Origin of the sequence: Streptomyces sp. NPDC002088 (assembly GCF_040296605.1) — a bacterium.
Classification (GTDB): Bacteria; Actinomycetota; Actinomycetes; order Streptomycetales; family Streptomycetaceae; genus Streptomyces.
Window position 1 is genome coordinate 95,706 of sequence record NZ_JBEOXO010000002.1, and the last position, 19,816, is coordinate 115,521.

Sequence of the window (19,816 nt, forward strand, 5' to 3'; positions counted from 1 at the left end):
ATCCGGGGACGTGAGGGGCCTCGGTCGTCGGAGGTGAACGACCGGGGCCCTCGTCCCATGACCGGTCCTGTTCTCAGATGACCGGCGGCCGCCCCAGCCGCGTCAGCCGCCACACCGTCCGCCAGCGCATGGGCCGGCGTTCCCCGGCCGGCTCGCGCAGCCCCTCCGTGAAGCCGCCGAACCAGGCGCGCAGTCCGCCGAGCGACCGGGTCCGCAGCAGCGTGACGAGTACCCACACCCCCAGGTGGACCGGGATGAGCGGCAGCGGCAGATTGCGCCGGACCAGCCAGACCCGGTTGCGGGCGGTCACCCGGTGGTAGATGGCGTGCCGGGCGGGCGAGGTCTTCGGGTGCTGGAGCAGTAGTTCGGGTGCGTAGAGGATGCGCCAGCCCCTGTCGGCGGCGCGCCAGGCCAGGTCGGTCTCCTCGTGCGCGAAGAAGAACGCGGCGGGCCAGTCACCGGTCTCCGCCAGCATCGCCATGCTCAGGGCGTGCCCGCCGCCGAGAAACCCGGTCACGTACCCGCCCCGCATCGGGTCGGAGGCTCCGGCCCGCGGCACATGCCGCCGCTGCGTCTCCCCGTGCTCGTCGGCGATACGGAAGCCGACGATGCCCAGGCGCGGGTCGGCGGCGTACAGGTCCCGTACGCGGCGCAGCACGTCGGCGTCGACGAGCAGTCCGTCGTCGTCGAGTTCCACCACGACGTCGACGTCACCGAACTCGCGGAGCCGGGCGAGGGCGACGTTGCGCCCGCCGGGGCAGCCGAGGTTCTCGGCCTCCTCGATGAGGGTGACCTCACCGGGCAGCGAGAGACGGCGGGCGAACTCGGGCAGCCGGCAGCCGTTGCCGACGATCACGATGCGGGCGGGCGCGAGGTCCTGCTTGGCCACCGACTCCAGCAGGGCGTCGACTTCGGCGGGCCTGTTCCCCATGGTCACCACCGCGACGGCGATTCTCGGCTCCACCGACATCCCTCACCCCATCCAACCGACGACGACGTCCGTCGTTCACCAAGATGTTGCCTCAGATGCTGCGGTTTCCCTGATTCTGATTCACTTTGCGTCCTTTTTGCGGCGATTTTCCTCGCATCGTAGTCCGCTGTGTATGCGTTGTACGCGATCACCGCCGACCGCTGCCGACCGCTGCCGCCGCGGACCGGAGATGATCACACTGGACGTATCCCATCCGGAGGAACCGTGGAGGAACCGACATGACCTTCCGCTGTGCCGTACTCGACGACTTCCAGGGCGTCGCGACCACCCTCGCCGACTGGGCGCCGCCGGCCGGCCGGGTGGAGGTCGTCACCTTCACCGAGCACTTCGGCAGCGAGGACGAACTCGCGGCGGCCCTCGCCGACTTCGACTGCGCGGTCACCCTGCGCGAGCGCGTGCCCTTCCCTGCCTCGCTCCTCGACCGGCTGCCGCGACTGCGGCTCCTGGTCGCCTCCGGCATGCGCAACTCGGTGATCGACTACACGGCCGCGAAGGCCAACGGCGTGACCGTCTGCGGCACCGAGAGCCTCTCCACGCCTCCGGTCGAACTCACCTGGGCGCTCCTGCTCGGCCTCGCCCGCGGCCTCGTCCAGGAGAGCACCGCCCTGCGCGAGGGCGGACCCTGGCAGTCCACCGTCGGCGCCGACCTGCACGGCCGACGGCTCGGCCTGCTGGGCCTGGGGAAGATCGGGAGCCTGGTGGCCCGGGTCGGCCTCGCCTTCGGCATGGAGGTGAGCGCCTGGAGCCAGAACCTCACCCAGGAGCGCGCGGACGAGGTCGGCGTGCGGCGGGCGGCCTCCAAGGAGGAGCTGCTCGCCGGCAGTGACTTCATCTCCGTCCACCTCGCCCTGAGCGACCGCACCCGAGGCCTGCTCGGCCCCGCCGAACTCGCCCTCCTCAAGCCGACGGCGTATCTGGTGAACACCTCGCGGGCCGCCATCGTCGACCAGGAGGCGCTGCTGGCGGCGCTGCGTGAGGGCCGCATCGCGGGCGCGGGTGTGGACGTCTTCGACGTGGAGCCCCTCCCCGCCGACCACCCGATGCGCACGGCCCCACGCCTGCTGGCCACCCCGCACCTCGGGTACGTCTCCCGCGCCAACTACGAGCGGTACTACGGGCAGGCGGTGGAGGACATCCAGGCGTACCTGGAGGGGGCGCCGGTGCGGGTGCTGGGGTGAGCACCTGATCACGCCACCCCCAGTTCGCACCACACGAGCTTGCCCCGCCGCCCGAACCTCGACAGCGGCTGCCGGCCCCACAGATCGGCACACTTCCGCACGAGGGCGAAGCGCGAAGGTTCAGGTCGTTCCGGCCGAGCTGGGCGAACTGCCGCTGCTGCGGGGCTTCGACGACCGTGACGTGCTCGGCGCGCCGGCGGAGAAGTTCGTGCAGAAGGAGTTCGAGCCAGGTGCTCGGTGCTGTGACGATAGCGGATGTCCGACCGGCCGCGGCCGGGACCACCTGTCGCCTTTTATGGCGACGCCGTACCCCATTGACTCGAATGCCTGAACGGCGAAATCCTTCTCTTCGAATTCACGGAGAGACGGGCGGTCGTTACGGTGACCATAGCGGAGACGGAAACAGGTTCATTGAGTCGGCTCGCCGGAGGGCCGACGGAAGCTGTCTGGTCGGGGGATTCTCTCGCAGGGCGAGAGGAACTGTGGCGCATTCCCATGGGAACCGAGGTGACGGCCGAGCTCATTGCTGCCGCCCGATTGGCGATATCAAGTGGGGCCCGGATCGACATCGGCGGAGCACGCCCCGGCAGGCTGCCTTACGTCGAGGAATTCGCGGCCGAGCTGCACAGGCGACTGACGGGTGATCCGGGGTTCGTCGTGGTGACCGGGTTCCCGGTGGACCGTGCCGATCAGCGTGAGGTCGAGATGGCCTACTGGATCCTCGGACAGCTCCTCGGCCGACCGGTTTCGCAGAGTCGTAAGGGCGACCTGCTGGGGCGGGTCGAGGACCAGGGCGCCGACGTGTCCAGCCCGGTCCAGCGCGGGTACGAGAGTTCCGCCGAGCTGCCGTTCCACGTGGACCGGACGGACGTGATCGGGCTGCTGTGCGTGCGTCCAGCCCGCAGTGGCGGCCTGAGCAGGCTGGCGTCGTCCCGGTTCGTCCACGACGTGCTGGCGAGTGAGCATCCGGAACTGCTTCAGGAGCTGTGCCGCCCGTTCCCCAACGACCGACGGGGCGAGGAGCAGCCGGGCGAGGCCCCCTGGTCCGGCATCCCTGTGTTCAGCCGAACCGGCGGGGACTTCGCGGCCCGGTATGTACGGCGTTTCATCGAGGGATCGCAGCGGCACGCCACGGCGCCCCGGCTCACGGAGCGCCAGATCGCCGCGATGGACGCGCTCGACCGGACACTGCGGCAGCCGGGCGTCGCCCTCGACATGGAGCTGCGCGCCGGCGACCTGCAGCTCATCAACAACTTCCACATCCTGCACGCCCGGACGGCCTTCACCGACGGCGCGGAGCGCGGGCGACTGCTGCTCAGGCTGTGGCTGGCCTTCTCCGGCAGCCCGGAACTTCCCCAGGACTTCGCCTCGCTGTACGGCGCCACCGCCGCCGGCAGCTATCGGGGAGGGGTATGGCCGACCGGCGTCACACCGCCAGGGCTGGGCCGGCCGCTGGCCGAGCTCGGCTGAGGTGCCGAGGACCGGGATGGGACACACGGTGCCGGAACTCTCCCGTGTCGGCACGGTGGAGCTCCTCGACCACGATCGTCTGCCGGGGACCGCGACCGGCCCCGGTGCGCCGGGGTCCATGCTGCTCCTGCACGGGTTCGGCGACGACAAGACCGGGCTCCGGGCGATCGGTGACGCCCTCTGCCCGGCCGGCTCCGTCGCCGTCTACCCCTCGCTGCGCGCCCACGGCACCAGCCCGGCCCCGGCCTGGGGGTACTCGCCGCTGGACTTCGCGGCCGACGTGCAGCGGATCCTCGACCCGGCGGCCGAGCCACTGCACGTGATCGGGTACTCGTACGGGGCCCTGGTCGCCGCCGTACTGGGGGTCGCCCTGGGGCCGCGCCGGATATCCAGCGTCGCCCTCCTCGACCAGTCGTTCGAACGACTTCCGGAACGGTACGAGGCCGACGAGTGGGCCGAGGCCAGTTTCCTCAAGTGGCATTACGACTATCACCATCTGCTGGACGCACTGGAAAATCTGGGGATACCCGTTCTTTCCGTCGTCGCCCGCCAGAGCCCGGTGGTTCCGGAAGCGGAGCGGACGCGCATGCTTGCCCGCTCCCAACGCGGAGGACATTTTTCCTGCGTCGTCACGGAAGGCACCCACCAGTCCTTCCTCCGGAATTCTGCCACCGGGATCATCGAAAAATTCTACGCCCGATTCATGGAGACCTGCACGTGACGGAAAGCGGCACCGATGAAAATATCCTGAGTACCCTGGACACTCTGCTGCGTATTCACCGCGATCTGCTTCAGGCAACAGACCTCGGTCCCGACGACAATTTCTTCGACCGCGGCGGCAACAGCATTCTGGCCTTCCGGCTGATCCGCCGGGCGCAGGAGGAGCTCGGGGTCCGGCTGTCCGCCCGTACGGTCTTCACCGCCGCGTCCGTCCGGGAGCTCGCCGAACGGACGGACGCGGCCGAGGCGGTGCCGGTCATGGCACCCGCCGTCGCGTCCGACGGCCGTGCGTCGATGGCCCAGGAGTGGGCCGTGCTGTCCTCGCTCGGCGACCCGGACGCGCCGGCGCTCCAGTTCCACGCGGCCTACCGGCTGCGCGGGCCTCTCGAACCGGCGCTGCTGGAAGGCGCGTTGCAGGCGGTGGCCGAGCAACACGCGGCGCTGCGCACCGGGTTCGAGGCGCGCGAGGGCACAGTGCGCCAGCACGCCGTCGACGGGGCCCGTGTGGAGCTGCTGGTCGACGAGCTGTCCTGGCTACCCGAGGACGAGCGGTCCGAGGAGGCGGTGCGACTCCTCGACAAGGAGGTCCGCCGTACCTTCGACCGCACCGCGCCGCCCCTGTTCCGGGCTCACCTGGTGCGCTGCGCCGCGGACGACCACTACCTGGCCCTCGTGTTCGACCACCTGGCCGCCGACGGCTGGTCACTGGACGTCCTGACCGCGGACCTGGCCACCGCCTACCGCTCCCTGGCTGCCGGTGAGCGCCCCCAGCTCACCGGCTCGGGAACGTACGCGGACTGGGCGGCACTCCAGTGGGACGGCTACCGGAGCGGCCGCGGCGACGAGGTCGCGCAGTACTGGCTCGACCAACTCGGCCCCGACCCCACGGCGTTGGAACTACGGCTGCCCGGCTACCTGCCGGACGGCGGACTGCACGACCCGGCGAGCCTGGAGTACGACGTCCCCGCGCAGGTGGTCGAGGCACTCGACGTCCTGTGCGCACGGCTGCGCACGACGCCGTACGTCGTGACGCTCGCCGCGCTCAAGGCGCTGGTCGCGCTGCGCACCGGGCGCTCCCGGGTCACCCTGCTCACCAGCGCGGCCAACCGGCTGGAGCCGGACTTCCAGGACACCGTCGGCTGGTTCGCGAACGGGGTCTTCCCGACGACCGAGGTCGACCTCTCGCACGACTTCGCGCAACTCGTCGCCGACGTACGGGAGACCGCGCTCGCGGCGACCGCGCACGGCGACCTGCCGGCGGCGTACGTCCGCGCCCGGATGTGGCCCGGCACGGCCGCCGGGTCCGGCGGTTTCCGCAAGTCCCCCGGCGTCTACTTCATGTTCAACGACGTGTGGGGCGGGTCGCTGCGGCTCGGCGAGACGCGGGCCGAGCCGGTCTTCCTGCCGGAGACGGCGGACTCACCCGGCCTGCATCTGTGGCTGCTGCGGCAGGGCCCGGACGTGCGCTTCACCGCGCTGTACTACCGCTCCGAGTATCCCGACGTCGTGGTACGGGAGTTCGCCCGGGACTTCCTGGCCGCCGTCGAGGCGCTCGCGGCCCACCCCGATCTGCCGGTGCGGGAGGTACTCGCACCCGGCCACCTCTCCCAGCGATAGGACCGGCATGCCCGACATCGACTACGACTCCTACGCCCGCGACGGCCACCACCTGCTGCCCGGCCTCCTCGCCGACAAGGACCAGCGACGTGCCGTCGAGTTCTTCGACGCCTTCGACGCGGCCGACGAGGTGCCCGACAGTTACGAGGCCGAATACGACAAGGCGGGTGCGGACGGTACGGAGGGCGGCCCCCGCAGGCTGCGCAAGCTCCGGCGGCTGCTGTGGAACGACCCCGAGCTGTGGGGCCCGCTCCTGGTCCGCTCCGGCGTCACCGACATCGCCCGGCGGCTGATCGGCGACGGCGCGGCCGTGGTCTTCCACGCCGCCTTCCTCAAGCCCGCCCGGGTCGGCACGGAGGTGACCCTCCATCAAGACCAGGCCCTGTGGACCTACCAGTACCCCAAGGCGTTCAGTGTCTGGTTCGCCCTCACCCCGGTGTCCCCCGCCAACGGCGGCCTCTTCGGCTGTCCCGGCTCGCACGCCGGCGGCCACATCCCGCACCGCGAACGCCCGCACTACCGCTGGCACCCGGGCCTGGACGCCGCCGAGGACGGGCTGCGCGAGCCCGTCCAGTTCGAGCTCGACCCCGGTGACGCCGTGATGTGGGACCGCTACTTCGCGCACGGCAGCGCCGCCAACACCTCACCGCACGACCGGCGCGGCATGGTCGTCGTCTTCGCCGACGCCTCCGACCCGGAGTTCCGCGCCAAGGACAGCTTCCCGCTCGCCGACCTCCAGGACCTCCGGGAGACCCCGTGACCTACATCATCGACAGCACGCTGCGCGAGGGAACGCAGTCGGCGCACGGTCGTTTCACCCTCGAGCAGAGCGTCGACATCGCCACCCTGCTCGTCCGCTCGGGGGTGGACGCCATCGAGTGCGGACACCCCTCCATCGACCCGCAGGAGATGCTGCGCGTCGCGGCCGTGGTGGAGGCGGCCGGAGACGTACCGGTGCTGGCCCACGCCCGCGCGCACGTCGACGACATCGACGCGGTCGCCAAGAGCGGGGCGGCCTGGGTGGGCGTCTTCCTCGGCGTCAACGAGATCTCGCGCCGCTCGCGGCTGCCCGGCCGCAGCGTCGAGGACCTTCACCTGCGGATCGAGGAGTCCGTCACGCACGCCCGGCGCCTCGGGCTCCGGGTGCGGTTCACGGTGGAGGACAGCAGCCGTACGCCGGTCGAAGACCTGATCGCGGCGTACCAGGTCGCGGTGGCGGCCGGGGCCGAGCGGATCTGCTTCGCGGACACGGTCGGGGTGCTGGAGCCGCACGAGGTCCGCGACCGGATCGAGCAGCTGCGCACCGCATGTCCCGGCACCGACATCGAGGTGCACCTCCACGACGACCGCGGACTCGCCCTGGCCGGCACGCTCGCGGCACTCGACGCGGGCGCCGACTGGGCGTCCACCTCGGTCAACGGGCTCGGTGAGCGGGCCGGCATCACGGACTACGCCGCGCTCGCCGCGAACCTCGACTTCCGGGGCACCCGGCCACTGGCCGCCGGTGAACTGCTGCCCGAGCTCAGCCGCCTCGTCGGCGCCTACTCCCGCTCCATGCCGGACCACCGGCGGCCGGTCGTCGGGCGGGATGTCTTCCACCACGTCGCCAAGCTCCATGTGGCGGCCGTGGAGCGCGATCCCGCGTCGTACGAGTGGATGGACCCGGCGCGAGTGGGCCGCACGGGCACCACTCGGCGGGCGGGCCTGCCCGAGCGGCCGGAGCAGTGGATCAACGATCCGCAGATCATCTCCGCCGCCGAGCTGCGTCACCACCGCAAGGGCCCGGGTGACCGCTTCGTGGTGGTCGACAACCGATTCGTGCCCGGCGCCGATCAGTACTGCATCGCACGCCGCATTCCGCTGATGGACGACTACGGCGCGGGGCACGTGGACACCCATGTCCACCACTGCGACAGCCTGTTCGTCTTCCTCGGCGAGGAGGAGGCGTACCGGGGGCTGTCGGTGGAGGTGACGCTCGGCGACCGGACGTTCCCCGTGCAGAGCCCCGCCGGCGTCTTCATCCCGGCCGGCGTCCCGCACGGCTACCGCGTCGTCGGCGGTGCAGGGACCTATATCAACCACGTACTCGCGGGCGACTACAACTCCAGCCTGCTCGATCCCGTAGGGAGCCACCAGTGACCACCACCGTGACCGAGAACGAGAAGTCCGCCGCCTGGGACCTGATCGGCGCCCTGTTCTGGGAGTCGGGGCGGACCACCGCCAAGCCCAGCGACGAGGAGATCGGCCTGTTCACGGACGGCATCCCGGCCGGTGCGAAGTGCACGGTCGTCGGTGCCTCCACCAAGGACCTGGTCGAGGCGCTGATCGCGCGCGGCGCCGAGGTGACGGTCCTCGACTTCTCCGCCCGCATGTGCGACGACCTGCGCTCGGCGCTGCCCGCCGGATCCTGCCGGGTGCTGCGGCACGACATCACCCGGCCCGCGCCCGAAGACCTGCGCGGCACCCAGCAGTTCGTCCTCAACGACCGGCTGGTCAACCGCTTCAGCGAGAGCGAGGCCCGCCGGGGCGTCGAGGGCATGCTGGACCTGCTCGCCGACGGGGGCCAGCTGCGCGCCTCGATCAAGCTCGGGCTGTACCCGATGGACGAGCGCATGATCGCCCTCGGGCGCGAGCGCGGCAGCCTGGACCGGTTCTACGACGCCGACGCCAAGGTCGTCGACTTCGCGGCCGCCGGTGACGTCCTGACCGACGCGCTGCTGCCGCACGGGTCGATCGACTCCGCGACCCTGCTCCAGTGGTACGTGGGCCGGGGCCGGGAGCAGCGGTTCGACCACGAGGACATCGTGGCCCTGCTGGAGGCGGCGGACGTGGCCGGGCGGGGCCTCGTCCAGGTGTCCACCACGGCGTTCGGGCAGGCGCCGGCCACCCGGATGTACACCGCCGAGGCCTGCCCCGCGCGACAGGACGCCTGACCGGTGTGCGGCGTGGTGGGCGTGAGTCTGGCCCCTGGGGTCTCCCGGGGGTGGCAGGCCGACCGGCTGGCCCGGCAGGCCATCGGGAAGCTGCCGCACCGGGGCCCGGACGGCGACGGAGTGGTCGGCGACGCCCTGTCCGCGGTGGCCATGTGCCGACTGCGGGTACGGAGCCGACCGGGCGACACCGTGCCCTTCACGAGCACGGCGGCCGCGTTCGCCTTCAACGGCGAGGTGTACGCGGCCGGCGCGACCGTTCCGGTGGGCGGCCTCGACGAGGCCGAGGCGGTGCACGGAGCCGGAGGGGCGACGCTGGACGGCATGTACGCCCTGGTCCGCCGGACGCCGGACGGCTCCCTGACGGTGGCCCGGGATCCGCTCGGCATCAAACCGCTCTACCTGCGCCGCCACCCGGCGGGCGTCGCCGTGGCCTCCGAGATCCCGGCACTGCTGGAGCTGTTCGGGCCTGCCGAGGTCCGCCCGGCAGCCGTCGCCCAGTTCCTGCTGTACGGCAGGGTGGTCGACGGCGGGACGTTCTACGAGGGCGTCACCGCGGTGCCACCCGGGGCCCGCCTGCTGCTCAAGGAGGGGCAGGTGCAGCACCTCGGCACGGACCCGGTCGTCCCCGCGCCAGAACCGGCGGGGCCCGAGACGCTGCGTACGGCCGTCGCCGAATCGGTGCGGCGGGTGCTGGTGTCCGACCGGCCGCTCGGCCTGGCGGTCAGTGGCGGCCTGGACTCGACCGTGCTGGCGCTGGAGCTCGCCCGCCTCGGCGTGTCCGAGCTGTCGACGGTCAGCGTCGTACCCGAGGGGAACGGCGACGGGGTCACCGATCTCGCCGCCCTGGGCCTGCCCGGCACGGCCTGGCGCGGCTGGCGGCACCGCTGGGCCGGGTTCGGCCCCGACGACCTGCTGGACGGCATCCCCGCCGCCGTCCGCGCGCTCGGCGAACCGACGGCGATGACCAGCGTGCCCATGTACGCGGCGCTGGCCCGGCTGGCCCAGGAGAGCGGCATCGTCGTCCTGCTGGTCGGCGAGGGTGCCGACGAGCTCTTCGGCGGCTACCGCAGCTACCTCCGCCTGCCGGACGCCACTGACCCCGCCTCCTTCTATCTCCCCGACGGGCGCGCCGGTTTGCTGCGTTCGCTGCTCGCACCGGACTCGTACGAGGCTGCGCACGATGCCTTGTCCGACGCTCTCCCCTCGGCCGCGGGCCGCCCCGTGCCCGCGGTGGTGCGGGAGTTCGAGTACACCCACAGCCTCGAACCTCTCCTGCGCCGGGCCGACCATCTGCTGATGGCACGGGGTGTGGAGGGGCGTACGCCGTTCCTGCACGGCGGTGTGCCGGGCCTGGCCGCGTCACTGCCGTTCGCCGACCTGGTCGCCGGCGGACAGACCAAGCTGCCGCTGCGGCGGGCGTACGCGACGGAGCTGCCGGCCTACCTCGAAGAGGTCAAGAAGCCCTTCCGGGCGCCGGTCGCCGACTGGCTCACCGGCCCGGCCGCGCGCCGGGTCGTGGCCGACCTCCAGGCCCACCGGGATCACCTGACCGGCGTTGGACTGCGGCCGGAAGGCATCGAGCACGTCCTGGGCCGCCTGCGGGCCGGTGACTCCACGGCGGCCGAGCTCGCTTTCCCGCTCCTGACGTTGGCGGCCTGGCTGGAATGGCAGGCCGACCAGCCCGCGCTTCTGAGGAACTGACACGATGCCAGATCGAGATCTCCCCACCATCCACGACGCGGTCGCCCGTCAAGCGCTGATACGGCCGGACGTCACGGCCCTGGTCTCCAAGGGGACGCGGACGACCTACGCGGAGCTGGACGCCGCCGCGGACAGCGCCGCGGCCGGCCTGCGGGCCCTCGGTGTCGGCCCGGGCACCCTGGTGCCGGTGCTGCTGCCCCGCTCGCCGGAACTGGTCGTGGCGCTGCTGGCGATCCTCAAGTGCGGTGCCGCGTACTCCGCGCTCGACCACCGGTGGCCGGCCGCGCGGATCGCCGCCGTCGTACGGGCGTTGGAGGCGCCGTTCGTGATCACGGACACCGGCACCGGCCTGCCGGACCTCGACGTGCCGACACGACCGTTGCCGTACGGCGATCCGGCCGACACGGCCGACGCGGCCCACGTGGACTCCGCCGCCCCGGCCGCGGTGTTCTTCACCTCGGGCACCACCGGCACGCCCAAGGGGGTGCTCTCGCCGCACCGGGCCACCACCCGCCTCTTCGACGGCAGGACCTTCGCCGACTTCGGCCGGGGCAGAGTGATGGTCCAGGCGGCCCCCGTGCCCTGGGACGCGTTCAGCCTGGAACTGTGGGGGATGCTCACCACCGGCGGCACCGCCGTGATCGCGGACGGGGATTACCTCTTCCCCGGCGACCTGCGTGACCTGGTCAAGTCGGCAGGCGTGGACTCGCTGTGGCTCACCGCCTCGCTGTTCAACCTGTTCGTCGACGAGGACGTCGACTCCTTCGCCGGCCTGAGGCAGGTGATGACCGGCGGCGAACGCCTCTCGGCGCCGCACGTCCGCGCCTTCCTCGCCCGCCATCCGCACATCGCCCTCCTCAACGGCTACGGCCCTGTCGAGAGCTGTGTGTTCGCCACCACCCGGGCGATCCGCCCGGCCGACTGCGAGCTGCCCGACGGCATCCCCGTCGGGCGCCCCGTCCCCGGCACCGCCGTTCACCTCCTCGACGGCGACGCGGTCGTGGACGACGGCGTACCCGGCGAGATCTGCGTCGCGGGCGACGGACTCGCCCTCGGCTATCTGGGCCGGCCCACCGAGACCGCCGAGAAGTTCGTCGTCGTGGACGTCGACGGCACCCCCACCCGGCTGTACCGCACCGGCGACCTCGGCCGCCGGGGCCCCGACGGGGTGCTGCACTTCCTCGGCCGCGCCGACCGCCAGGTCAAGATCTCCGGCTACCGCGTCGAGCCCGCCGAGACCGAGCGGGCCGCGCTCGGCGTGCCGGGCGTCAGGGAGTGCGTGGTGGTCCCGGTGCCCAGCGGCGCGGACACCTGGGAGGGCCTCGCCCTGTTCTACCGGGGCGGCGACGGCGACCCGGGCCCGCAGGCCCTCCAGCGCGCCCTCGGTGAACTGCTTCCGCACTATCTGACACCCGCATCCGTGCACCGCCGCGGCGAGGCGTTCCCGAGGACCGCCAACGGCAAGCTGGACCGGGCGGCCCTGCTCGACTCGCTGCCGGGAGGCACCCGGTGACCGCGCTTCCCGCCCGCCACGACCTGCACCGGATCGCCGAGTCGGCCGGCGCCGACCTCGCGGCGATGCCGTACGTGGCGCGGATCCTGCTGGAGAACGCCGCGCACCTGGCCGCCACCGGCCAGGCAGAGCCCGAGTTCGTCCACGCCGTGGCCCACTGGGCCGCCGGGGACGGCACGCCGGGCGAACTGTCGTTCCAGCCCTCCAGAGTGGTCCTCCAGGACTACTCGGGCATCCCCGTGATCCTGGACCTCGCGGCGCTGCGCGCGGCGGCGGTGCACCGCGGCATGCCGGCCGGGAGGGTCAATCCGGTGATCCCGGCCCACCTCGTGGTCGACCACACGGTCCGCGCCGACGTCACGGGTCGCCCGGACGCCCTGCGCATCAACACCGACTTGGAGTTCGCCCGCAACGAGGAACGCTACGCGCTGCTGCGCTGGGCGGAGCAGGCGTTCCCGGGGCTGCGGGTGGTGCCGCCCGGCAAGGGAATCGTCCACCAGATCAACCTCGAACGGCTCGCCCAGGTCGTCGCGGTCGGACCCGGCCCCGACGGACGTCCACTGGCCCGGCCGGACACGGTCCTCGGCACCGATTCCCACACCCCCATGGTGGGAGCCCTCGGTGTCCTCGGCTGGGGAGTGGGCGGCATCGAGGCCACCTCGGCGCTGCTCGGCGAACCGGTGCTGATCGCCCCGCCCCGGGTGATCGGTGTACGGCTGACCGGCGCCCTTCGCCCGGGGACCACGGCCACGGACCTCGTCCTGACGCTCAATCAACTCCTGCGTGAGTACGGTGTGGTCGGCGCGATCCTGGAGTTCCACGGCGAGGGCGCACGGCGGCTCACGGTCCCGGACCGCGCCACCATCGCCAACATGGCGCCGGACCACGGCGCCACCACCTCGTTCTTCCCGGTGGACGACGAGACGCTCCGTTTCCTGCGGGCTACCGGCCGCGACGCGCAGCAGGTGGCGCTCGTCGAGTCGTACTGCCGCGCCCAGGGCCTGTTCCACGAGGCGGCCACGGAGTCCTCGGTGCGCTACCCGGAGGAACTGACGGTCGATCTCGGCGCCGTGGAGCCCTGTGTGGCCGGTCCGCACCGGCCCGACCAGCGGCTCCCGCTCTCCGCCGTGCCCCGCAGCCTGGCCGACGCCGGGAGCAGCGGGAGCGGCGGCGGCGCCGGAAACCGGAACGAGTCGCGCCCGACCGCCGCGGTCGCGCCGGCGGACGGCGCCGTGGTCATCGCGGCGCTGACGAGCTGCACCAACACCTCGCACCCCGCCTCGATGATCACGGCCGGTCTGGTGGCCCGGCGGGCGGTCGAGCTGGGGCTCACGGTCCCCGCGTGGACCAAGACCAGCCTCGCGCCGGGCAGCCGCACCGTCCCGGCCTATCTCGAAGCCGCCGGGCTGCTGGCCCCGCTGGAGAAGCTGGGCTTCGGCGTGGTGGCCTTCGGCTGTACCACCTGCCACGGCAACAGCGGCCCGCTCACCCCGGACGGCGCCCGGGCCGTGACGGAGGACGGCGTCCTCGGTACCGCCGTGCTCAGCGGCAACCGGAACTTCGAGGGCCGTATCCACCCACAGGTCCGCGCCGCCTACCTGGCCTCCCCGGGGCTCGTGGTCGCCTACGCGCTGGCCGGCACGGTCGACCGCGATCTGACCCGCGAGCCCGTCGCCGTCGCCCCGGACGGCCGGCCCGTCCATCTGCGCGACCTGTGGCCCGACCCGGCCGAGGTCGCCGAGGCGGTGCGGACGGCCACCGGTCCCGGGCTGTTCGACGACGTGTACGACGACCTGTTCGAGGGCGACGAGCGCTGGCGGTCACTGGAGGTGCGCGGCGACGAGCTGTACGCCTGGTCGCCGGACTCCCACTACATCCTCCGGCCGCCGTACGTCGACACGCCCACCGCCGGCAGCCTGGTCTCCTCCGACGAGCTGACCGGGGCGCGGATCCTCGCGCTGCTCGGCGACCGGGTCACCACCGACCACATCTCGCCGGTCGGTCCGATCGCGCCGGACAGCGAGGCGGGCGAGTACCTGACCGGGGCCGGGGTGCCCGTGGCGCAGCTGGGCAGCTTCGGCACCCGCCGGGGCAACCACCACGTCATGGTCCGGGGCACCTTCGCCAACCCCCGGCTGCGCAACGCCATGTCGGACGCCGGACCGGGTCCGTGGACCCGGCATCAGCCCTCCGGCGAGACGGGCACCATCCATGCGACGGCCGGGCGGTACCGGTCGGAGGGCGTGCCCGTCATCGTTGTCGCCGGAGCTGAGTACGGCGCCGGAAGCGCCCGCGACTGGGCCGCCAAGGGGACCGCCCTGCTGGGCGTCCGGGCCGTCCTGGCGGAGAGCTTCGAGCGGATCCACCGGGGCAACCTGGTCGGCATGGGCGTGCTGCCGCTGTGCTTCCCGGCCGGGGAGAACAGCGCCACGCACCGTCTGGACGGCTCCGAGGAGATCGATCTCGTGGGGCTGTCCGGCGTCCGTCCCCGGGGCCCGGTCCGCATCCGGGTGCGCCGGGCCGACGGCACCGTCACGGAGTTCGAGGCCACCGCCGCCGTGGAGACCGCCCGCGAGGTCGAGTACCTGCGGGTCGGTGGGATCCTCCCGTACGTGACGTCCCGGTTCGCCGCGGAGACGACGCGGTGACACGCCCCGTCCGCTCAGCCGGCCCCCTCGGTCGCCCCCTCGGCGGTCTCGTAGGCGACCTGCGCGGCGAACCAGTCGGCGAGCCGTCGCATCCGGGCCTCCACCTCGTGCTCGTCCACCCCGGAGACGACCGCGGCCCCCGCCCGCAGGTTCGTGGCCTCGGTGGTGTCGGGCAGGACCGTACCGGGGGCGGCGGCGACGTCGGCGTACACGACGCCGGGTTGTGCCAGGACGTCGTCGGCGGAGGGCACGGCGCGCACCAGGCCCGGCCGTGCGGACAGGTTCATGCCGCCGAACACCGTGCCGTCCGCGTGGCGGGGGGAACCGGTGACGCCGGAGGGGCGGCCGATCGCCGAACGGGCCCACACATCGTGGAGCCGGACGCCGAAGGCGCGCTCGACGACCTCGTCCGTCCGGCCGCCGCCCACCCGTGCCCCGCACTCGCCGAACACGATCTCCCCGTCCTCCGCGTGCTGGAAGACCTCCAGGTGGAAGACGCCGTCGCGGTGCCCCAGCGCCTTGAAGGCCGTCTCGGCCAAGGCCTCGACCTTCGCGTACAGGTCGGGGTGGGAGTGCGGCGGCAGCACGATGTGGGCGACCAGGCCTCCGTCGTGCACTTCGATCAGGTTCTGCACGTACCGGGATATCGACAGCAGCCGAATCTCCCCGCCCTCGACGAACCCGTCGACCTGGAACTCGACGCCGGGCACGTACTCCTCCAGCAGCCATGGACCGCCGCCGCTCCCGGCCACCTCCGCGACGGCGGCGGTCAGCTCCCGCTCGTCGGCGACCAGGAACGTGTTCCGGGCCCCGCCGCCGTCCAGCGGCTTGAGCACCTGCGGGAACGACGGCAGCGCGGTCGCGGCCGACCCGCTCTCCTCCAGCACGGCACAGTTCGCGGTCCGCACACCGGCGTCACGGACGATGCGCTTCTGTACGAACTTGTCGCGCATCGCGAGTGCCCGGGTGAACGCCTGGCCGTCGCTCGCCACTCGACCGAGATCGGCGACGGCCGCCGCGTCGAGGAGGCAGAACTCCAAACCGCTGCACACGGCCGCGAAGTCGCCGACGGAGAGGCCCGATCGGGCGAGTCCGGCCAGCACATCGGTCGTACGGGTGGGGTCGGGCACCACGACCGGCCGTGCACCCGCGTCGCGGGCGGCCTGGGCGTCGGCGGGCTGCACCGCACAGGTCACGTACGCACCGGTACGGACCAGCGCCCCGACGGCGCGGGGCATCCAGCCCACGTGAAGAATCCCGGGTGACTGCTGCATATCAACTCTCCGAGAAGAAAAAGCCAACAACAAAAACAAGCCGAGAAGAAAGGTCCAGATGATCCGGAAGATACTGCCGTGGTCCCGGACGGTATGGGTGCTCAGCCTCAGCACCCTCGCCCGGAGCGTCGGCCACGGCATCGTGGTGACCATCTCCGTTCTGTACTTCACCCGCTCCGTGGGCATCGCGGCGGGCCAGGTCGGTCTCGGACTGACCCTCGCAGCTGTCGCCGGCATGGTGGCGAGCATTCCGGCGGGCCGCCTCGCCGACGTCGTCGGCGCCCGGGACGCCTCGGTCGGTTACGTGCTCCTCCAGGCGGTGGCGCTGTGCGGCTACGCACTTGTCGGCGGCTTCGGCGGCTTCCTGCTGACGGCGAGCCTGGTCGCGATCGCGGAGTCCGGATCCACAGCCGCCCGGGGCGCGTTGGTGGCCAGGGTGGTGCCGGGGGCGGACCGGCTGCGCACCCGGGCCTATCTTCGCTCGGTGACCAACGTCGGTTTCTCTCTCGGCACGGTGGCCGGTGGCATCGCCCTCGACGCCGGCACCCATGCCGTGTACACCGCCGAACTCCTCGTGGGCGGGGCGGTGTTCGTCCTCGCCGGTCTCGTCCTGCTGGCCCTTCCCAAGCCACCGCCCGCTTCCGCGGACCAGGGCGGACCCCGGTGGGCGGTGCTGCGCGACCGGCCGTACGTCGCGGTGGGGCTGCTCAACGCGGTCCTGATCACCAACTCCGGCATCCTCAACGTCGCCCTGCCCATCTGGATCGCCGAGCGCACCGACGCCCCCACATCCGTCTTCGCGATCCTCCTGCTGGTCAACACCGTGCTGGTGGTGCTGGGCCAGGTCCCGGTGAGCCGGGGAGCCGAGGACGTCAGCGGCGGAGCCAGGGCCATGCGGCGGTCCGGGCTGTGGCTCGCCGCCTGCTGTGTGCTCTTCGCCTTCGCCGCGGGACGCCCGTCCTGGCTCGCCGTAGGCGTGCTCGCCGTGGGCGTCGTCGTCCACACGATCGGGGAACTGTTGTACAGCGCGGGGTCGTGGGCTCTGTCGTACGAGCTGGCGCCCGAGCACGCCCACGGGCAGTACCAGGGGATGTTCGGGCTGACCACGCAACTGGGCACGGCGATCACCCCCGCGATCACGACCCTTCTGATCATCGGTCACGGCACCGTCGGCTGGGCCGTACTGGCCGCCCTGCTGGCCGCCGCGGGCCTCGCCGCTCCGGCCGTCGCAGGCTGGGCGGAGCGCACCCGACCGCACACGGTGGTGCCGGCGCCGGCCGACGCGTAGTTGTGGCCACCGCCGAGGGCGACGGCTGACGTGCTCACCAGCCGGCCGTCAGGACGGCCCGGGCGAGGTCGGCCTTGTTGCCCAGGCCCAACTTGCCCTTGGCGCGCTTCACGTACGTGTTGACCGTGTGCCGGCTGAGGCCCAGGCGGCGGGCGGTCTGGTCGTGGGTGTAGCCGTCCGCGATGAGCCGCAGCACCTGCCGTTCCCGGGCGGACAGCGTGAAGCCGCCCTCGTCGGGGCGCTCCGGAGCGTCCCGGGCCGCCGCGTCACGGATCGCGGCGGCCAGCTCGGCGGCGGTGGAGCGTTCGGAGAGGTGCCCCGCGAAACCGGATGCGGCCATGTCCAGGTCCGGGGGCGGATCGGTCGGTGACATCAGGAGAATTTGCGCCGCACGGGTGCCGATCGCCGGGTCGCGCGGCCGGTGGTCGGTGACCAGCACGTCCAGGTGGCGCGGGGCGCTCTCGCCGCCGTCCTCGGGGACGCTGTGCACCTGGAGTCCGGGCACCGCCGACAGCGCCGTCCGCACCGCCCAGGCGGTGAACTGACGGTCGTACAGCAAGCCGATCTGGTACACGGATCACTGCCAGCCCAGGTCGGCGGGGCTGACGGCGGCAGCTGCCGTGACGGTGGTGTCCTGGGGCTCGACGGTCGCGGCCGGGGTGGACAACCCCACGAGCACCGTGCCCAGTACGAGGGTGGCGGCGGTGGCCGCCCGGGCGATGTGGTCGCGGATCGGAATCATGGTGGTGTCCCCTCTCAAGAATCCCTTACGGGAGTCACGGGATGAAGAGTCCTGATACGGATGCGCTCCGCCGGCGATCGTCACTCTGGCCCGGTCGCGGGAGGGTACGGAAGGGATCTTCGCTGGACGGAAAGTGCACTGGACCGTTCCGTCCAGCGGCGTTCCCCGGCATGGGGCGATCAGCCCGGCGCGGGCGGGCGTCCGCTCTGCGGCCACCGGTCGGGCGGCGGGGTCACGGGCAGCTCCGCACCCACCAGTTCCCACTCCCGAAGCAGCCCACCGGAGTCGGCCAGCACGCGGCGGCACACCTCGTACGCCACGGACCGGGCTTCCTCCGCCCGCTCCGCGATCACGAACAGGCCGAGCACGGAATACGGCCGAGCGCGCCTGTGCGCCACGACGTGCTCAAGCCTGTCGGCCGCGTGCGCGGAAGACCGGACCAGGCACTCGATGCCTGCCGGCAGCGCGGCCCCCGGCGGCCCCTTCAGATGGACGTGGATGAGATACACGCCACAACTGTGGCAACCCGTGATGCTGCGCACCATTGATCCACCAGGACGCTTCCGGCCACGGACACATCCGTCCTGACCGGCCTGTATCATCTATCCCCCTGTGAAGCCAGTCACAGCCATGATCAACTTTCGGCCGCGTCCGGGATAATCGCAGCCCGCATCGAAGTTCGTACGCATCAGGTCCGTAGGCTTCACGAACAAGGGGGCAGCGTGCTTGCGTTGCTGGGACTCGACAGCACGACCGAGCAGGTGTACCGGGGAATGTTGACGGGAACTCAGGCCGGAGTGGCCGAACTGTCCGAACGGCTCGGCCTGCCGGAGGCGACGATCCACTCGGCCCTCGACACACTCAGCGAACTCTCCCTGGTCCGTCCCTCCTACGACCGGCAGGGCGAACTGCGCGCGGTCTCACCGGACATCGGGATGGAGATCCTGCTCGCCCGCCAGCAGGCCGAACTCGCCGCACAGCAGCAGCGCATCGAGGCCTCCCGCGCCGCGGCCGCCCAACTCATCGCCCAGTACTCGGATCTGCGCCCCGACTCCGCGCACCCCGAGGTCGAGCAACTCGTCGGCCTCGACCGCGTCCGCGACCGGCTCGCCACCCTCACCAGCGAAGTACGCTCCGAGGTACTCACCCTGGCGCCGGACGGCGCGCAGACCGAGGACAACATGCGCGCCTCCCGCCCCCTCAACCAGGACCTGCTTGATCGCGGGGTCCGTATGCGCACCATCTACCTCGACAGTGTGCGCAACAGCCCCGCCACCGTGAACCACGCCACCTGGCTGGCCGCACACGGCGGAGAGGTCCGCACCGCGCCCTCCCTGCCCACCCGCATGATCATCCTGGACCGATCACGGGCCATCCTCCCCGTCAGCAGCGACGACACCTCCGCCGGCGCCGTCGTCCTCACCGGCAACGGCACCCTCACCGCCCTGTGCGCCCTCTTCGAGAGCATCTGGCAGACCGCCGGCCCCTTCGGCGAGACCTCGCGCCGCGACAGCCAGGGCCTCACCCCACAGGAGGCCAACGTCGTCCTCCTGCTCTCCAACGGCCACACCGACGAGAGCATCGCCAAGCGCCTGGGCGTCTCACCCCGCACCGCCCGGCGCATCGCCGGCGAGCTCATGGAGCGCCTCGGCGCCCGCAGCCGCTTCGAGGCCGGCGTGCGCGCCGTCCAGCACGGCTGGCTGCCCACGACGCCCTGACCGGGGGCTCGCCGCCGCACCGC

At 72.2% G+C, this 19,816-nt stretch carries 17 protein-coding genes; 12 read left to right on the forward strand and 5 right to left on the reverse strand.

Going from position 1 to position 19,816, the window contains the following annotated elements:
* Positions 1-73 precede the first annotated feature (73 nt).
* Positions 74-970 carry a glycosyltransferase family 2 protein gene (locus tag ABT114_RS04200; protein ID WP_502987339.1) on the reverse strand — a complete coding sequence of 299 codons (897 nt, stop codon included), beginning with the start codon at positions 968-970 and terminating at the stop codon, positions 74-76.
* Between the two features lie 239 nt (positions 971-1,209).
* Here ABT114_RS04200 and ABT114_RS04205 point away from each other — a divergent pair, with 239 nt between their 5' ends.
* The 10 genes from ABT114_RS04205 to acnA all read left to right on the forward strand — a co-directional run bounded on the left by ABT114_RS04205 (position 1,210) and on the right by acnA (position 14,771).
* Positions 1,210-2,169, forward strand: coding sequence for a D-2-hydroxyacid dehydrogenase family protein (locus ABT114_RS04205; protein WP_351138399.1), 960 nt, complete (start codon positions 1,210-1,212; stop codon positions 2,167-2,169).
* Positions 2,170-2,664: 495 nt separating this feature from the next.
* Positions 2,665-3,639, forward strand: a complete 975-nt coding sequence (locus tag ABT114_RS04210; protein ID WP_351138401.1) for a TauD/TfdA family dioxygenase — start codon at positions 2,665-2,667, stop codon at positions 3,637-3,639.
* A 16-nt stretch (positions 3,640-3,655) separates the two neighbouring features.
* Positions 3,656-4,360, forward strand: coding sequence for an alpha/beta fold hydrolase (locus ABT114_RS04215; protein WP_351138403.1), 705 nt, complete (start codon positions 3,656-3,658; stop codon positions 4,358-4,360).
* Positions 4,357-5,976, forward strand: a complete 1,620-nt coding sequence (locus ABT114_RS04220; RefSeq protein ID WP_351138405.1) for a condensation domain-containing protein — start codon at positions 4,357-4,359, stop codon at positions 5,974-5,976. Before ABT114_RS04215 ends, ABT114_RS04220 begins: the two co-directional genes overlap by 4 nt.
* A gap of 7 nt (positions 5,977-5,983) precedes the next feature.
* Positions 5,984-6,736 carry a phytanoyl-CoA dioxygenase family protein gene (locus tag ABT114_RS04225; RefSeq protein WP_351138407.1) on the forward strand — a complete coding sequence of 251 codons (753 nt, stop codon included), beginning with the start codon at positions 5,984-5,986 and terminating at the stop codon, positions 6,734-6,736.
* Positions 6,733-8,115 carry a hydroxymethylglutaryl-CoA lyase-like TIM-barrel protein gene (locus ABT114_RS04230; protein WP_351138409.1) on the forward strand — a complete coding sequence of 461 codons (1,383 nt, stop codon included), beginning with the start codon at positions 6,733-6,735 and terminating at the stop codon, positions 8,113-8,115. Before ABT114_RS04225 ends, ABT114_RS04230 begins: the two co-directional genes overlap by 4 nt.
* On the forward strand, positions 8,112-8,909 hold the full coding sequence (locus ABT114_RS04235) for a class I SAM-dependent methyltransferase (protein ID WP_351138411.1): 798 nt from the start codon (positions 8,112-8,114) through the stop codon (positions 8,907-8,909). The genes ABT114_RS04230 and ABT114_RS04235 overlap by 4 nt, the downstream gene beginning before the upstream one ends.
* Before the next feature lie 21 nt (positions 8,910-8,930).
* Positions 8,931-10,610: an asparagine synthetase B family protein gene (locus ABT114_RS04240; RefSeq protein WP_351138413.1), complete on the forward strand. Its 1,680-nt coding sequence runs from the start codon at positions 8,931-8,933 to the stop codon at positions 10,608-10,610.
* A gap of 4 nt (positions 10,611-10,614) precedes the next feature.
* A complete protein-coding gene (locus ABT114_RS04245; RefSeq protein ID WP_351138415.1) occupies positions 10,615-12,123 on the forward strand; it encodes an amino acid adenylation domain-containing protein in 1,509 nt (502 codons plus the stop codon).
* A complete protein-coding gene (acnA, locus tag ABT114_RS04250; RefSeq protein WP_351138417.1) occupies positions 12,120-14,771 on the forward strand; it encodes an aconitate hydratase AcnA in 2,652 nt (883 codons plus the stop codon). The genes ABT114_RS04245 and acnA overlap by 4 nt, the downstream gene beginning before the upstream one ends.
* Before the next feature lie 14 nt (positions 14,772-14,785).
* On the opposite strand, the gene ABT114_RS04255 is transcribed toward acnA, so the two are convergent.
* Positions 14,786-16,009 carry an ATP-grasp domain-containing protein gene (locus tag ABT114_RS04255; RefSeq protein WP_351138419.1) on the reverse strand — a complete coding sequence of 408 codons (1,224 nt, stop codon included), beginning with the start codon at positions 16,007-16,009 and terminating at the stop codon, positions 14,786-14,788.
* A 94-nt stretch (positions 16,010-16,103) separates the two neighbouring features.
* Between ABT114_RS04255 and ABT114_RS04260 the strand changes: the two genes are divergently transcribed.
* Positions 16,104-17,333, forward strand: coding sequence for an MFS transporter (locus tag ABT114_RS04260; protein WP_351138421.1), 1,230 nt, complete (start codon positions 16,104-16,106; stop codon positions 17,331-17,333).
* A gap of 34 nt (positions 17,334-17,367) precedes the next feature.
* On the opposite strand, the gene ABT114_RS04265 is transcribed toward ABT114_RS04260, so the two are convergent.
* The 3 genes from ABT114_RS04265 to ABT114_RS04275 form a co-directional block, all read right to left on the reverse strand.
* Positions 17,368-17,892, reverse strand: a complete 525-nt coding sequence (locus ABT114_RS04265) for a helix-turn-helix transcriptional regulator (protein ID WP_351138423.1) — start codon at positions 17,890-17,892, stop codon at positions 17,368-17,370.
* A gap of 18 nt (positions 17,893-17,910) precedes the next feature.
* The gene (locus tag ABT114_RS04270) at positions 17,911-18,075 is read right to left on the reverse strand and encodes a hypothetical protein (protein ID WP_351138425.1); all 165 of its coding nucleotides are present in this window, start codon (positions 18,073-18,075) and stop codon (positions 17,911-17,913) included.
* A 179-nt stretch (positions 18,076-18,254) separates the two neighbouring features.
* Positions 18,255-18,584 carry a hypothetical protein gene (locus ABT114_RS04275; RefSeq protein ID WP_351138427.1) on the reverse strand — a complete coding sequence of 110 codons (330 nt, stop codon included), beginning with the start codon at positions 18,582-18,584 and terminating at the stop codon, positions 18,255-18,257.
* A gap of 213 nt (positions 18,585-18,797) precedes the next feature.
* On the opposite strand from ABT114_RS04275, the gene ABT114_RS04280 reads away from it, so the two are divergent.
* Positions 18,798-19,793 (forward strand): LuxR C-terminal-related transcriptional regulator, encoded by a 996-nt coding sequence (locus ABT114_RS04280; RefSeq protein WP_351138429.1) that lies wholly within the window; start codon positions 18,798-18,800, stop codon positions 19,791-19,793.
* Positions 19,794-19,816 lie beyond the last annotated feature (23 nt).

Coding starts and splice junctions, on each gene's coding strand:
- ABT114_RS04205 (WP_351138399.1), top strand. CDS start 1,210: ATGACCTTCCGCTGTGCCGTACTCGACGACTTCCAGGGCGTCGCGACC.
- ABT114_RS04200 (WP_502987339.1), bottom strand. CDS start 970: ATGTCGGTGGAGCCGAGAATCGCCGTCGCGGTGGTGACCATGGGGAAC.
- ABT114_RS04270 (WP_351138425.1), bottom strand. CDS start 18,075: ATGATTCCGATCCGCGACCACATCGCCCGGGCGGCCACCGCCGCCACC.
- ABT114_RS04245 (WP_351138415.1), top strand. CDS start 10,615: ATGCCAGATCGAGATCTCCCCACCATCCACGACGCGGTCGCCCGTCAA.
- ABT114_RS04260 (WP_351138421.1), top strand. CDS start 16,104: ATGATCCGGAAGATACTGCCGTGGTCCCGGACGGTATGGGTGCTCAGC.
- ABT114_RS04210 (WP_351138401.1), top strand. CDS start 2,665: ATGGGAACCGAGGTGACGGCCGAGCTCATTGCTGCCGCCCGATTGGCG.
- ABT114_RS04215 (WP_351138403.1), top strand. CDS start 3,656: ATGGGACACACGGTGCCGGAACTCTCCCGTGTCGGCACGGTGGAGCTC.
- ABT114_RS04255 (WP_351138419.1), bottom strand. CDS start 16,009: ATGCCCCGCGCCGTCGGGGCGCTGGTCCGTACCGGTGCGTACGTGACC.
- ABT114_RS04225 (WP_351138407.1), top strand. CDS start 5,984: ATGCCCGACATCGACTACGACTCCTACGCCCGCGACGGCCACCACCTG.